The sequence below is a fragment of the Neobacillus sp. BF23-41 genome, assembly GCF_041106275.1.
In genome coordinates this window covers 101,860-115,720 of sequence record NZ_JBGBPR010000007.1, presented here as the reverse complement: position 1 = coordinate 115,720, position 13,861 = coordinate 101,860, and the positions used below count along the sequence as shown (strand labels likewise).

The 13,861-nt window shown below is 39.2% G+C and carries 9 protein-coding genes and 1 pseudogene; 9 read left to right on the top strand and 1 reads right to left on the bottom strand.

The features are described from left to right. Positions 1-662 precede the first annotated feature (662 nt). From hutP to AB7942_RS13165, 8 genes and pseudogenes are all read left to right on the top strand, one after another. On the top strand, positions 663-1,112 hold the full coding sequence (hutP, locus tag AB7942_RS13200; protein ID WP_369447193.1) for a histidine utilization transcription antiterminator HutP: 450 nt from the start codon (positions 663-665) through the stop codon (positions 1,110-1,112). Between the two features lie 112 nt (positions 1,113-1,224). Further along, positions 1,225-2,742, top strand: a complete 1,518-nt coding sequence (hutH, locus tag AB7942_RS13195) for a histidine ammonia-lyase (protein WP_369447192.1) — start codon at positions 1,225-1,227, stop codon at positions 2,740-2,742. 251 nt (positions 2,743-2,993) lie between these two features. After that, complete coding sequence (locus AB7942_RS13190; protein ID WP_026568610.1) at positions 2,994-3,176, top strand: YolD-like family protein; 183 nt, start codon at positions 2,994-2,996, stop codon at positions 3,174-3,176. Between the two features lie 73 nt (positions 3,177-3,249). After that, entirely contained in the window at positions 3,250-4,548 is a 1,299-nt protein-coding gene (locus tag AB7942_RS13185; RefSeq protein ID WP_369447191.1) for a Glu/Leu/Phe/Val family dehydrogenase, read from the top strand. Between the two features lie 205 nt (positions 4,549-4,753). Further along, on the top strand, positions 4,754-6,427 hold the full coding sequence (hutU, locus tag AB7942_RS13180; protein WP_369447190.1) for a urocanate hydratase: 1,674 nt from the start codon (positions 4,754-4,756) through the stop codon (positions 6,425-6,427). Positions 6,428-6,453: 26 nt separating this feature from the next. Next, complete coding sequence (gene hutI / locus AB7942_RS13175) at positions 6,454-7,752, top strand: imidazolonepropionase (protein WP_369447189.1); 1,299 nt, start codon at positions 6,454-6,456, stop codon at positions 7,750-7,752. Between the two features lie 182 nt (positions 7,753-7,934). Next, positions 7,935-8,340, top strand: a pseudogene (locus AB7942_RS13170) (aromatic amino acid lyase); the annotation flags it as partial. Positions 8,341-8,393: 53 nt separating this feature from the next. Continuing rightward, entirely contained in the window at positions 8,394-8,996 is a 603-nt protein-coding gene (locus tag AB7942_RS13165; RefSeq protein WP_369447188.1) for a HutD/Ves family protein, read from the top strand. Positions 8,997-10,109: 1,113 nt separating this feature from the next. On the opposite strand, the gene AB7942_RS13160 is transcribed toward AB7942_RS13165, so the two are convergent. Further along, positions 10,110-12,155, bottom strand: coding sequence for a sigma-54 interaction domain-containing protein (locus AB7942_RS13160; protein WP_369447187.1), 2,046 nt, complete (start codon positions 12,153-12,155; stop codon positions 10,110-10,112). Positions 12,156-12,430: 275 nt separating this feature from the next. Between AB7942_RS13160 and AB7942_RS13155 the strand changes: the two genes are divergently transcribed. After that, positions 12,431-13,843, top strand: coding sequence for a YfcC family protein (locus AB7942_RS13155; protein ID WP_369447186.1), 1,413 nt, complete (start codon positions 12,431-12,433; stop codon positions 13,841-13,843). Positions 13,844-13,861 lie beyond the last annotated feature (18 nt).

The following is a 13,861-nucleotide window of genomic DNA, read 5'->3' as shown; positions in this document are numbered from 1 at the left end:
GCAGTTTTTCTATTGCTAAATTTACTGCAGATGATAAGTTAGCGGCGGTTCAACGTTATTTAGAAGGTGGAGAGACGTGATGATTTCCTTTATTGACAGCATGTTTGTAGCAGTTTTAACGTAATAAAATTCTATGTCAAATACCTATTTTAAAATTTTTTATAAAAAACGCTTCACATACCATAGAGGGGTATTTTCTAGTTTACTTAGGTTCAAGACACTCCAATAAATCCTTATTTACTCCAGAATATGGCCCTTTTGTGGAATAATTCTTTAAAAAATTGGATATTTATGTTAAATGTGTGAAGAAGATTGTAAAGAATTGTACTGTAATTTAAAGTAGTAAGTAACAGGCTCTATTGGACCGATAGGGCAATTTTTTTAGGGGATTAATTGCGGTAAATCGTAACATAAGAAAGTGACGTTAATTAAAATAAAATGTATGGGGCATGCGACAGGGTGGTTTGGTTGTAGCATACATGGTTCATGGATTTTTTTATTTGCTGGTATTTGATATTTCTATAAAAAACGTAAAACCCTTATTTTTTGGAAGAATATATAAATAAAATATGAGAAAAATTATATTGACTCAACTATATGAATACGTTTAAGATAGAACCAAGTTATTAGTTGATTTAGAAAATTAAAAAAGAGGTAACGGCATGTCTAAGGAGTTCGACAGAAGAATCGGGCAACAGGCAATCATGTACGCGTTTGCAGAAGAAGAGGAAGAGGCCTCATTAGCAAGTAAGTTAGCGCTAATGAATTGGCGTTATGGAAAAGGAAAGGTCGGATCAATGGAGCTGCAAAAAATCGTAGCAGCCATTGAGACATCAGCGAAAAGGCAAGAAATAGTCAACCCTGATCTTTATCGAGAAATTCATGCGCTGTATCATGCGATTATTGAAGCGCTTCAGGGAGTAACACGTGGTCAAATAGAGCTTGGCGGTATGCTGAGAACAGCAGGGCTTCGGTTTGCAATACTTCGAGGCCAGCCGTTTGAAAGCAAGGCAGAAGGCGAATGGATTGCTGTTGCTGTGTATGGAACAATTGGAGCACCGGTTCGTGGGCTTGAACATGAAGCGATTGGATTGGGTATTAACCACATTTAAATAATTAAAAGCCTATAGTTATTAGTTAAACAGGGGGCTGTATTGACGACGGGATACGTCTATCAATACAGCCCCCTTTTGGTTGTAAAAAAAATTATAAGGGGTGTAAGAAATGATTGTATTAACAGGTCAAAGTTTAACACTAAAACAAATGAAGGACGTTTTATACGGTAATCAGGAGGTAAGCGCTTCAGAAAACAGTTTGGAGGCTGCCAGAAAGAGCCGGGAAGCAGTTGAAAGAATTGTTTCAGAATCAAAAGTAGTCTATGGGATTACAACTGGTTTTGGAAAATTTAGTGATGTCCTTATAAATAAAGAACATGTTCAAGATCTTCAGCTTAATTTAATTCGTTCCCATGCTTGCGGAGTAGGTGAGCCCTTCCCAGAGATTGTCTCAAAAGCAATGGTTCTTCTTCGCGCTAACGCACTTTTAAAAGGCTATTCCGGAATTAGGCCGCTTGTTATCGAAAGGTTATTAGACCTAGTAAATAAAGATATTATTCCTGTGATCCCTCAGCAAGGTTCCCTTGGCGCAAGTGGAGATTTGGCACCGCTTTCCCACTTAGCATTAGTGCTTATCGGGGAAGGGGAAGTATTTTATAAAGGAAATCGAATTGATTCACTTGAAGCCTTTCAACAAGAAGGGATTTTCCCTGTAATACTTGAAGCAAAAGAAGGCCTTGCCCTTATCAATGGAACCCAAGCAATGACAGCAATGGGAGTTGTAGGCTATCTAGAGGCAGAACAACTTGCATTCCAAAGTGAGTTAATTTCCTCTATGACCATTGAAGGTTTAACTGGAATTATTGATGCCTTTGCAGAAGAAGTTCATATCGCTAGAGGTTATCAACAGCAAATTGATGTAGCAGCACGAATCCGCGGTTACTTAAGTGATAGTTTATTGACGACGATGCAAGGTGAATTGAGGGTACAGGATGCTTATTCACTCCGTTGTATCCCGCAAGTACATGGGGCATCATGGCAGGCACTTGATTATGTAAAAGAAAAATTAGAGATTGAGATGAATGCAGCAACGGATAATCCATTAATTTTTGATGATGGAGAAAAAGTAATTTCCGGTGGTAACTTTCATGGTCAGCCAATCGCTTTTGCAATGGATTTTATGAAAATTGCTGTTGCAGAAATGGCCAATATATCTGAAAGACGGATTGAACGATTAATCAATCCACAGTTAAATGATTTACCGCCATTCTTAAGCCCTGAGCAAGGCTTGCAATCAGGGGCTATGATCATGCAATATGTTGCAGCTTCTCTGGTTTCAGAAAACAAAACGTTGGCACATCCAGCAAGTGTTGATTCAATCCCATCATCCGCAAATCAAGAAGACCATGTAAGCATGGGAACAATCGCTTCAAGGCATGCACATCAAATTATTCAAAATACAAGAAGAGTTCTGGCCATTGAGATGATATGTGCGATGCAGGCGGTTGAATACCGTGGGACGGATAAGATGGCTTCATTTACTAAAGCTTTATATTCGAAAGCAAGAAAGATTATCCCAAGCATTAAGCAAGATCGTGTGTTCTCAAAAGATATTGAGGCGGCAGCAAGCTGGTTATATCAAATCGACTGGAAATCATTTGTAGAAAAAAACTTACATGTTAGATAAAGAGAAAATTTCTGAACAGTAAACAAGTTGATAGAGTTGTTTTCAGACCAACATCTCTCAAAATCATCCCTATTTCGGAAATGGAGGGAATAGCTATAGTGGTTACTAAGCTCGCCTCCTGTTCAAATTTTTAATGTCATTCCGGAGTCTGGGTTGCTCCGGTGACTATTTTCTTACTGAAAATTACAGAACTTATAAGACCTAAAGGATCAAATTATTTTTATTTATGCTTCGGTGAGAGGGTATAACAGATGTTTTTAAAAGAGTTAACAAAAAAAGAATATATTACAATTACTTACTATGAGAATAGTTCATTACTAACATGCAATGGCCGTGTATGTCTAATTGATATACAGAAACAAGCGCTTTTATTAAAAGACAGACAGCAAAAAAATCTCTCCATTCGTTTATCCGATATTAGAAAAATTCATTAAATATTACCTTTTTTTGCATTAAATAATACATTGGTACAATCAATTCAAACAACTTATATAAGAGGTGTATCGAATGAAAGTGGCAGTTGATATAAATAGCGAACGAGTTCAAAAACAAGATGGCTCGCAAAGTGATACATTGGGTTTATTAAGTTCCACTCAATCTATTATAAAAAAGGCAGTTGGAAAATTAGGGTATAGCGAGGAAATGTATGAGTTATTAAAAGAACCGCTTAGAATCCTCACGGTACGTATCCCCGTCCGAATGGATGACGGTTCCACTAAAATTTTTATTGGATACCGTTCTCAACATAACGACGCTGTTGGTCCTACAAAAGGGGGAATACGTTTTCATCCGGAGGTAAGTGAAGAGGAAGTAAAAGCATTGTCCATGTGGATGAGTTTAAAATGCGGTATTGTTGATCTTCCATACGGTGGTGGGAAAGGCGGAATTATATGTGACCCGCGTAGCATGTCGTTTCTTGAATTAGAACGTTTAAGTCGAGGATATGTGCGTGCTATTAGCCAAATTGTCGGGCCAACGAAAGATATTCCTGCACCAGATGTCTATACAAATCCGCAAATTATGGCATGGATGATGGATGAGTATAGCCGAATTCAAGAATTTGATTCACCAGGATTTATTACAGGAAAGCCGATTGTGCTTGGAGGTTCTCAAGGACGTGAAACGGCAACGGCTGCAGGAGTGACGATTTGCATCGAAGAGGCAGCAAAACGAAGAGGGATTCCAATAAAGGGTGCACGCGTTATTATCCAAGGGTTTGGGAATGCAGGAAGTTATCTGGCAAAATTTATGAAAGATGCAGGAGCAAAAGTGATTGGTATTTCGGATGCATATGGTGCGCTTTATGATCCGGAAGGGCTTGATATTGATTATTTACTTGATCGGCGCGATAGTTTTGGTACAGTAACAAATTTATTTACAAACGTTATTACGAATCAGGAGTTACTTAAAAAAGAATGTGAAATTCTTGTTCCTGCAGCGATTTCTAATCAAATTACACGCGAGAATGCAAATGAGATTAAGGCTAAAATTATTGTTGAAGCCGCGAATGGACCAACAACACTTGATGCCACACACATATTAACAAATCGTAACGTATTACTTGTACCGGACGTACTTGCAAGCTCTGGCGGTGTAACTGTTTCATATTTTGAATGGGTACAAAACAACCAAGGTTTTTATTGGTCAGAAGAAGAAGTAGCCCAAAAGTTACGTGCTAAAATTGTCGATTCCTTTGAAAAGGTTTTCTTCACGGCCCAACAATACAAAGTAGATATGCGCTTGGCTGCATATATGGTTGGAATAAGAAAAATTGCAGAAGCATCCCAATATCGTGGATGGGTTTAAATATATGATCTATTATTTAATAACAGAAATATCCTTGGAATTCATATAGTTCATGATTCGTTGGGAATGGTACAGAAATTTTTGAATTTTATATGAACACCCCCAATTTCAAAAAAATTTATACGTTTTCTACTGTTTCATTTGTATTTTTCAGAAGATTATATTTTTATAATTAAGTCATAGTTAAGCAAAGGGAGTGGAAACAATGGAAACAAAAACATCTGAAAAAAGAATCATTAAAAATTATAAAGGCTCTGAATTACATGCAAAAGGCTGGATACAAGAGGCTGCACTTCGTATGCTTTATAACAATCTTGACCAAGAAGTAGCAGAAAGACCAGAAGATCTTGTTGTCTACGGCGGAATTGGAAAAGCAGCTCGTAACTGGGAATCTTTTGATGCAATTGTGAAAACGCTTTTAGAACTAGAAGATGATGAAACACTTTTAGTTCAATCAGGCAAGCCAGTGGTCGTTTGGAAATCTCACAAAGATGCACCGCGCGTATTGCTTGCTAACTCAAACCTCGTACCAGCTTGGGCAAACTGGGAGCACTTCCACGAGCTTGATAAAAAAGGCTTGATGATGTACGGTCAAATGACAGCAGGAAGCTGGATCTACATCGGCAGCCAAGGTATTGTTCAAGGTACGTATGAAACATTTGCTGAGCTTGCTCGTCAAGAGTTTGGCGGTTCATTAAAACACACCATCACATTAACAGCTGGTCTTGGCGGAATGGGCGGCGCGCAGCCACTTGCCGTTACCATGAATGACGGTGTATGTGTTGCCATCGATGTAGATGAGTGGAGAATTGACCGTCGGATCGAAACAAGATACCTTGATGTAAAAACAAAAGATCTTGATGAAGCGTTAAAATTAGCGTTCGAAGCGAAAAAAGAAGGAAAAGCACTATCAATCGGACTTCTTGGCAATGCGGCAGAAATTTTACCATTAATGATTGAAAAAGGCTTCAACCCTGATGTGTTAACAGACCAAACTTCAGCACATGACCCACTTAACGGATATGTAACAGTTGGTTATTCATTAGAGGAAGCTGCGAAATTAAGAGAAGAAGATCCAACATTATATGTGAAGCTTTCTAAACAAAGCATGGCAACACATGTAAAAGCAATGTTAGCCATGCAGCAAAAAGGTGCTGTTACATTTGACTACGGTAACAATATCCGTCAGGTAGCAAAAGACGAAGGCGTAGAAAATGCATTTGATTTCCCTGGATTCGTTCCTGCTTATATCCGTCCATTATTCTGTGAAGGTAAAGGACCTTTCCGCTGGGCAGCATTATCTGGAGATCCAGAAGATATCCGCAAAATTGATGAAGCATTACTTCGTGTTTATAAAGATGATGAGCATCTTTGCAAATGGGTTCGTATGGCACAAGAAAGAATTGCGTTCCAAGGTCTTCCTGCACGTATTTGCTGGTTGGGGTATGGTGAGAGAGACCGCTTTGGTAAAATCATTAACGACATGGTTGCTTCAGGTGAAGTTTCAGCGCCAATCGTTATTGGCCGTGACCACTTAGACGCTGGTTCTGTTGCTTCTCCAAACCGTGAAACAGAAAGCATGAAAGACGGCAGTGATGCAGTTTCTGACTGGCCAATTCTTAATGCTATGATCAACGCAGTAGGCGGCGCAAGCTGGATTTCCTTACACCATGGTGGCGGAGTAGGTATGGGATATTCTCAACACTCTGGTATGGTAATCGTTGCCGATGGTACGAAAGAAGCGGAAGCACGTTTAGAGCGCGTATTAACAACTGACCCTGGTATGGGTGTAGTTCGTCATGCTGATGCAGGTTATGACATTGCAATTAAGACTGCAAAAGAAAAAGGCATCAAAATGCCAATGCTAAAGCAAGACTAAGACCAGATTGAAAGGATTTGAAACGAATGAGTAAAGTACTTTTTATTAGAAATGCTGCTCAGCTCGTTACTTTACAGGGGAGCTCAACAGCTCCCCTTGTTAAGGGTGCGATGTCTGAGCTGAATATAATTGAGAACGGCAGCGTTTGGATTGAAGATGGAGTGATTCAAGCGGTTGGAACGGATGCAGAATTAGCGGCAAAGTATGCAGCGGGTTTGGGAGAAGCAAAGGTTGTAGATGCAACCGGCAAACTAGTGACACCAGGCCTTGTTGATTCACATACACATGTTGTGTTTGCCGGAAGCCGTGAAAACGAATTTAATATGCGTCTTCAAGGTGCTACTTATATGGAAATCATGAATGCCGGCGGCGGGATTCATGCTACAACAAGAGCAACTCAGGCAGCCAGCCATGAACAGCTTTTTGCAGAAAGCTATATGCGCTTAAATCAATTCTTGCGTCACGGCGTTACAACAGTAGAAGCAAAAAGCGGATACGGGATGGAATGGGAAACAGAATTAAAGCAGCTTGAAGTGGCAAAAGAATTGAATGAAAAACATGTAATTGATCTTGTGCCAACATTTATGGGCGCGCATGCGGTACCAAAAGAATATAAGGAAAATCCGGAAGAATTTGTTGATTTATTAATTAATGAAATGATTCCAAAGGTAGCTGAACTTGGGCTTGCGGAATTCAATGATGTTTTTTGTGAATATGGCGTATTTACTCCTGAACAATCTCGGAGAATTCTTGAAGCAGGTAAGCGTCATGGTTTACTTGCAAAAATTCACGCAGATGAAATTGAACCATATGAAGGTGCAGAATTAGCAGCTGAGGTAGGAGCAGTATCTGCCGATCACTTATTAAAGGCATCAGAAAAAGGCATGAAAGCTATGGCGGAAAAAGGTGTTGTAGGTGTGTTACTTCCAGGAACAGCTTACTTTTTAATGGCTGAGTCTGCCAATGGCCGTAAAATGATTGATTTAGGTGTACCTGTGGCCTTGTCAACGGATTGTAATCCGGGTTCCTCGCCGACAGTGTCACTTCCGTTTATTATGAGCCTTGGCTGTTTGAAAATGGGGATGACTCCCGCCGAGGTTATTACGGCAACAACGATTAATGCGGCGCATGCGATCAATCGCGGCAAAGAAATCGGCAGCTTGGAAGTGGGCAAAAAAGGGGATATCACCATCTTTAATGTTCCAAATTATATGAAGCTCCAATACTCTTATGGTGTCAATCATGTGGATACTGTTGTGAAAAACGGTGCTGTGGTTGTCAAGGGTAGTCAGTTACATGAAGAGCTTTCTTTATCCAACCATTAATCCTCCAAGTTTTACGTGGGTAAGGCCGGAACCTGGTGTAAAGATGGCAAAAGTCATGAGGGGGTTCAAACTTTAACGAAGAGAGCGATTAGGAAAAAAGCAAGGGCGCTAATGTGGTAGTAGTGGGTGTCCCGCTGTCACTTTTCCCCATCAGTGCCTCCTTCGGAGCGCCAGGCTTGGAACAGGATACTTATTCACTCCGGTGCATCCCGCAAGTTCACAGTGCCACATGGCAAGCACTCGATTATGTAAAAGAAAAATTAGAAACGAGATAAATGCTGCAACGGATAATCCAATAATTTTTGATGATGGGGAGAAAGTAATCTCTGGGGGCAACTTCCATGGCCAGCCAATTGCTTTTGCAATGGATTTTATGAAAATTGCAGTTGCGGAAATGGCCGATATATCTGAAAGAAGGATTGAACGGTTAATCAATCCACAGTAAATGATTTACCGCCAATTTTAAGCCGAGCAAGGCTTGCAATCAGGGGCTATCATCATGCAGCTGTATCTCTTGTATCAGAAAACAAAACTTTGGCACACTCGGCAAGTGCAGATTCAATTCCATCCTCAGCGAACAAAGAAGATAGGTTCCAGGTACCTTCGACTTAATTAAATTGGTAGATATGTGGAGTGGAAATATGACTTATTCAATAAAATTTGCAAAAAAAAATGAACAACCTACGAATTTATGGTCCGGTGGAAAAACAACACAACTGGCCATTTATCCTGAAGATGCGGATTATAGTAAACGGAATTTCCAATGGCGCATTAGTACTGCTGATGTCGAAGTAGAAGAATCCCTATTTACGCATCTACCAGGTATCCAAAGAGTAATAATGATAATTGATGGTGAAATGTATCTTGAGCATGAAGGAAAACATTCGGTGGTTTTGAAGCCTTTTGAGCAAGATCGCTTTGATGGTGGATGGACAACAAGAAGCAAAGGTATGGTTAAGGATTTTAATTTAATGTTATCAGAGGGGTGCGATGGAGGGCTTACCTGCATTCAGTTTAATAAGGATATTCAGGATTTAATGGTGGATGCGACAGGAACGACCGAGGTTTTTTATTGTGTTGAAGGAATGGTAAAAGTTGAAATAGATAAAGAAGAGTCTTTATTTTTCGAAAAAGGTGATACATTGATTATTATGAGGGAGAATTTATCTGAAGAAATGAGTATTAAGTTTTGTAATAAAATTAAAAAAGAGGTTTCTATTATTAGAGCAAGTATTGTTAATTAATACCAGGAAGCCTAATTCTCAGGACGGTACATCTCTGTAAAATGTGTCATTATTATGTAAGCACCATACGTACTGTTGTCTGAAGATTTTTATTAATTTTTATTTGGCACAAAAATTGTGTTTTAACTGAGGGCGCTTATGGAGTTATTTAGGTTAATAAAATTAACTGCCTAAAATATTGATATTCCTAAACATGTTGAAGAAAATTTTGTAGGCGCTTTTATAAAAAGGAAACAAATTAACAAAGGGAGGATGAATTTAGTTCAACAAGGGGACCCACGACATGGGGAAGAAGAAGTAAACTTTGAAAGTGAAAAGGCTGCTTAAGCCTTTATAGAGGGTATCAGAAACAGTTTGCCATCTTCTTTCTAGTATAGAATTATTCCAAAGGAAGAAGTTTTCCGATATGTTGAATTATCTTCTTAAAATTGTCTGACCAAAAATGCCGGTTTTCACAGAGGCGGCATTAGAAGATAGCGCTATAATCCATGTACATGTATGTAATTTAGAGACCTCCAAATCCTCATTATTATTACTTCTGTAAGTGAATTGAAGAAATCGCTGAAGAGGAGTAATAAACGCCTTAACTAGATTAAAGGCGTTTAGTACTTAATTATTTATTAATGTTGTGAATTCACTGGTGAATAAGAAGATATAGGTTGTATAAATGTTGCTGTACTCCTACTACTTGGGGATTCCAAGGTTGTTGCTAGTCCCTATTTGGGACACAAGTTGAACTTCTTGACTCAATTGGATACATAATCAGGGCGCTTATCTAGAATAAGGATAGCGTCTTTCTAAATGTGAAGGGCCAGATTGTTGAACAAGGCATAATGCACTAAAGGGAGCGATTGTGAAGTGAAAAAAGCTCAATTTCTCGTTTATAACACTGAGAAATTGGGCTTTTAATATTGGAAAATTTCCGTTTCGTCTCCTAAACTTTGCTAAATAATTATCCTCAATTAAACTTAGCTTGATGGCGATGGCGGGATCCCTATATTAAGTTTTAAGATTTCTTTAACGTACAAAAACGTTCAAATGTGCGAACTACCCCTATTAGTAGTGGCTAATTATATCATTTTCATTCAAAAGTAAAATGCAGGAATGATTGCTTTAAGAATACACTGCACGCTTTGACTTAAGAAAATATAAATACTCTATTCCGGCAACGGTTATCTTCGTGCCGCCCCGTCCTCTGCCTTTGACGACAAATCCTTCACTTTCTAAAATATCCAAGCGGAGGCGAATCTGCTGAGGGGACAAGACAAAGTCTGTTTCTTTGCTTTGACTTGAAATCAACTCTCTGCTTGCCACTTTTCCCTTTTCGTTGCATTGCTTGATTACTTCTAAGATGAAAGCGCGCTCCTTCATTTCCAGCATATTTTCACATGTAGAATATTCGGACATTACGCCGTCTTTCGCTTGTCCCAACATGGATGGAAGATCTCTTTTCGTCACGACATTTCCTTCACAAACCGTCAACATGTAATCAATTGTGCTTTTTAGTTCTCGTATATTTCCAGGCCATTCATATTGCATGAAATACTCCAGAACGTCTTGTTCAGTCTTTACCCACTTCCCGCTCTTTGTGATGAAATGTTTAATCAAAAGTGGAATATCCGTTCTTCTCTCAATGAGTGGTGGAATGCGGAGATTAAGTACATTCAGCCGGTAAAATAAGTCTGATCTGAATGAACTGTCCCGTATCTTCCCTTGAAGATCTTTATTCGTTGCGGTAATCACTCGAACATTAATAGGTATAATTCTTCCACCACCGATTCTGCGAATTTCCCCCTCCTGTAGAACGCGCAGCAAATGTGATTGAACTGTAAGACTTATGTCACCAATTTCATCTAAAAAGATAGTCCCGTTGTCCGCCAATTCAAACAAACCTTTCTTGCCTCCCCTTTGTGCTCCTGTAAATGTCCCTTCTTCGTAGCCGAACAATTCGCTTTCAAGCAGGCTTTCTGTTAATGCGCTGCAGTTTACAGCCAGAAACGGCCCGTTTTTCCGCAATGAATGCTCATGAATCGCATGCGCAAACAGTTCTTTTCCTGTTCCTGTCTCTCCCTGAATTAAAATCGGATGCTCCGACAAGGCAAGTTTCTTGGCGATCCTCTTCCGATCTTTCATTACATCATGCTCGCCGATAATATCATCAAATCCGTATTTTGTATGAAATCCTTTATTACGCATTTCTCTTTGCGCTGTCTTTTCAATTTCAAAAGCTTGATGCACACTCTTGAAAGTTGCGATAATTGTATTTTCTTTCATCATTTGCACTCGAAAAATTACGACACCTACGCCATCTATGTCAAAGAACTTGCTTTCATCCTTACCGTTCATGATGAAATCGGTGATATCCCGGCAATTTATCACATGTTCTATATCCTTATTAACTGTATTTTGCGCTACAACATGAAACAATGCAGCAAGCCGATGATTGAATACTGTAATCCGACCTTCCTGGTTGACTACCAATATTCCATCATCGATAGTTCCTACCACATTTTGGATGTGTTCGCTCATTTGCCTCGCATCACGCTCTGCATATAGCAGTTTACGTTGTAATTCAATAATATTGCTAATATATCTTTCTGAAATCTTCGAGGATATATCCTTGTTCAAACCGCAGCATTCTACAACTTCCAGAATTGTTGTCATATCAAAAAGACGCACACCTATGTCAATTACTTCTTTTATATAAGAGGGACAAAGATGTGTTTCTCCTGGTGAAACGGCAATTTCAACATTCTCATAAAACAAGTTACCTTTCCGAAAAGGGATAAATTGAACATGATTGATACCAAGTTGATATAAGGATTCAATAAGCATGGTAGTTGTATCATCATCATCATTCACCAGCAGAACTGCTGAACCTTCTGGTATTCTTAAAAGTTTGTCAATATGATCATGATGAACTGTTCTCTTTCCTACAATTATTTTATTGGCATTCACGTTAGAAATACAGTTTGTTCTATTATAAGCAATATCTGATGAATACAAGATAATTGTATCTTCTAGATACTGCGGTAATCCATCATCCACAGCATGGCTTCTAATATGAATATAGTCTCCAATTAATTGTTCCATTTGTTCCTGCAAGGCTTGCCTTGTTTTTGCACTTCCCGCTATAAGTGTAAGTGAGGATTTTGACATAAAAACACCTACTCGCCTTTAAATTGGTTCTATTATATCACCAAAAAAGACCGATAAAAACCCAAAAATCTAATCTAACCATAAAAATTTACTTATACATCAATATACCCATTTTGGCACAGTTCTTGCATGTTTAAATCAATGAATGCCTCGAGGATTAGAAAAGGAGGGAAACAGCAGAATACGAGAAAAAAAGAAGATAGTCTATATGAGGTGTTTATTTTGTAAGCGTTTTAGTTTTATCCATTTATATTAAATACAAAGGAGAGACATACATGAGCCAGCTACAAGAAAAGGTTGTTTCGCTTGGAAAAAAAGAGAGAAAAATCAATATTTTTGTATTGCTATTCGCCATTCTAGCAATATCAACTCTATTAACTTATATTTTGCCGGCAGGAGAATATACACGAATTGATGCGGATGGACGGACAACTGTAGACCCCAATTCTTTTAAATGGATAAAATCGGCACCGGTCGGATTGTTCGATATGATAAAAGCTGTTCATACAGGAATGGTAGATGCCGGCAATATTATCTTTTTCTTATTAATTATTGGAGGATTTTTCGGTGTTTTAAGAGCAACCGGTACGGTTGACGGGCTGATCGCCACAATGGCTCGAAAGTTGTCGACGCGTGAAAAGCTTTTAATTCCTGTCGTGATGCTGGTTTTCGCCGCAGGTGGTTCCTTAATGGGGATGGCGGAAGAAACGCTGGCCTATGTTCCTCTTGTTATTCCGCTAGCGTTGGCACTGGGATTTGATACAATTACAGGAACTGCCATCGTCATAGTAGGAGCATTGTCAGGGTTTACGACTGCCATAATGAATCCCTTCACAGTAGGAATCGCCCAAGGGGTCGCAGAATTACCGATGTTCTCAGGGATGGGGTACCGCCTTGTTTTATTTGTTATCGTCTATCTTGTTTCTGTTTTATTTGTCTATCGTCACGCAATGAAGGTAAAGAACAATCCTTCTATAGGCATCTACGGAAAATATACAAAAGAAGAAGCAAGCCATCTACTGCAATCAAGTGCGAAGTTAACAACTAGACATAAGCTTATCCTGGGTGCTTTTTTAATTAACTACATCGTCTTGGCGTTTGGTGTCATCAAGTTCCAATGGTACATTACAGAAATTGCAGCCTTATTCGTTATATTAACAATCGTAATTGGAATCATCGGAAAACTGTCAGCAGATCATATTGTCAACTCCTTTACCAAAGGCTCTGCTTCCTTGATTAGCGGAGCTTTAATAATCGGCGTATCACGCGCCATTCTTGTTATATTGAATGAGGGACATATCGTTGACCCTCTCCTGCATCAAGTATCCGAATCCATCCAGAATTTTCCAAGTTATTTAAGTGTCGCCGGTATGTACAGCTTCCAAGCTCTTATACATTTTGTTCTAGCTTCCGGCAGCGGTCATGCGATGCTGACAATGCCTATAATGGCGCCGCTTGCAGATTTATTGCACATTACACGCCAAACAGCAGTATTATCATTTTCATTCGCGGATGGTATTGGAAATATGATTTTCCCGACCGCTACCACCTTAATGGCGAGCTTGGCAATTGCAGGCATTCCTTGGACAAAGTGGGCGAAGTGGATTCTGCCGCTGGTGCTCATTCAATATCTCATCGGATTAATAGCTGTTATCACAGCTCACTTCATCGGATATGGTCCATTCTAATAGATGACAAAAAGTATT

Bases quoted from the DNA above. Each gene is read 5' to 3' on its own strand.
- AB7942_RS13185 (WP_369447191.1), top strand. From the start codon at position 3,250: ATGAAAGTGGCAGTTGATATAAATAGCGAACGAGTTCAAAAACAAGAT.
- AB7942_RS13165 (WP_369447188.1), top strand. From the start codon at position 8,394: ATGACTTATTCAATAAAATTTGCAAAAAAAAATGAACAACCTACGAAT.
- AB7942_RS13160 (WP_369447187.1), bottom strand. From the start codon at position 12,155: ATGTCAAAATCCTCACTTACACTTATAGCGGGAAGTGCAAAAACAAGG.
- hutH (WP_369447192.1), top strand. From the start codon at position 1,225: ATGATTGTATTAACAGGTCAAAGTTTAACACTAAAACAAATGAAGGAC.
- hutU (WP_369447190.1), top strand. From the start codon at position 4,754: ATGGAAACAAAAACATCTGAAAAAAGAATCATTAAAAATTATAAAGGC.
- AB7942_RS13190 (WP_026568610.1), top strand. From the start codon at position 2,994: ATGTTTTTAAAAGAGTTAACAAAAAAAGAATATATTACAATTACTTAC.
- AB7942_RS13155 (WP_369447186.1), top strand. From the start codon at position 12,431: ATGAGCCAGCTACAAGAAAAGGTTGTTTCGCTTGGAAAAAAAGAGAGA.
- hutI (WP_369447189.1), top strand. From the start codon at position 6,454: ATGAGTAAAGTACTTTTTATTAGAAATGCTGCTCAGCTCGTTACTTTA.
- hutP (WP_369447193.1), top strand. From the start codon at position 663: ATGTCTAAGGAGTTCGACAGAAGAATCGGGCAACAGGCAATCATGTAC.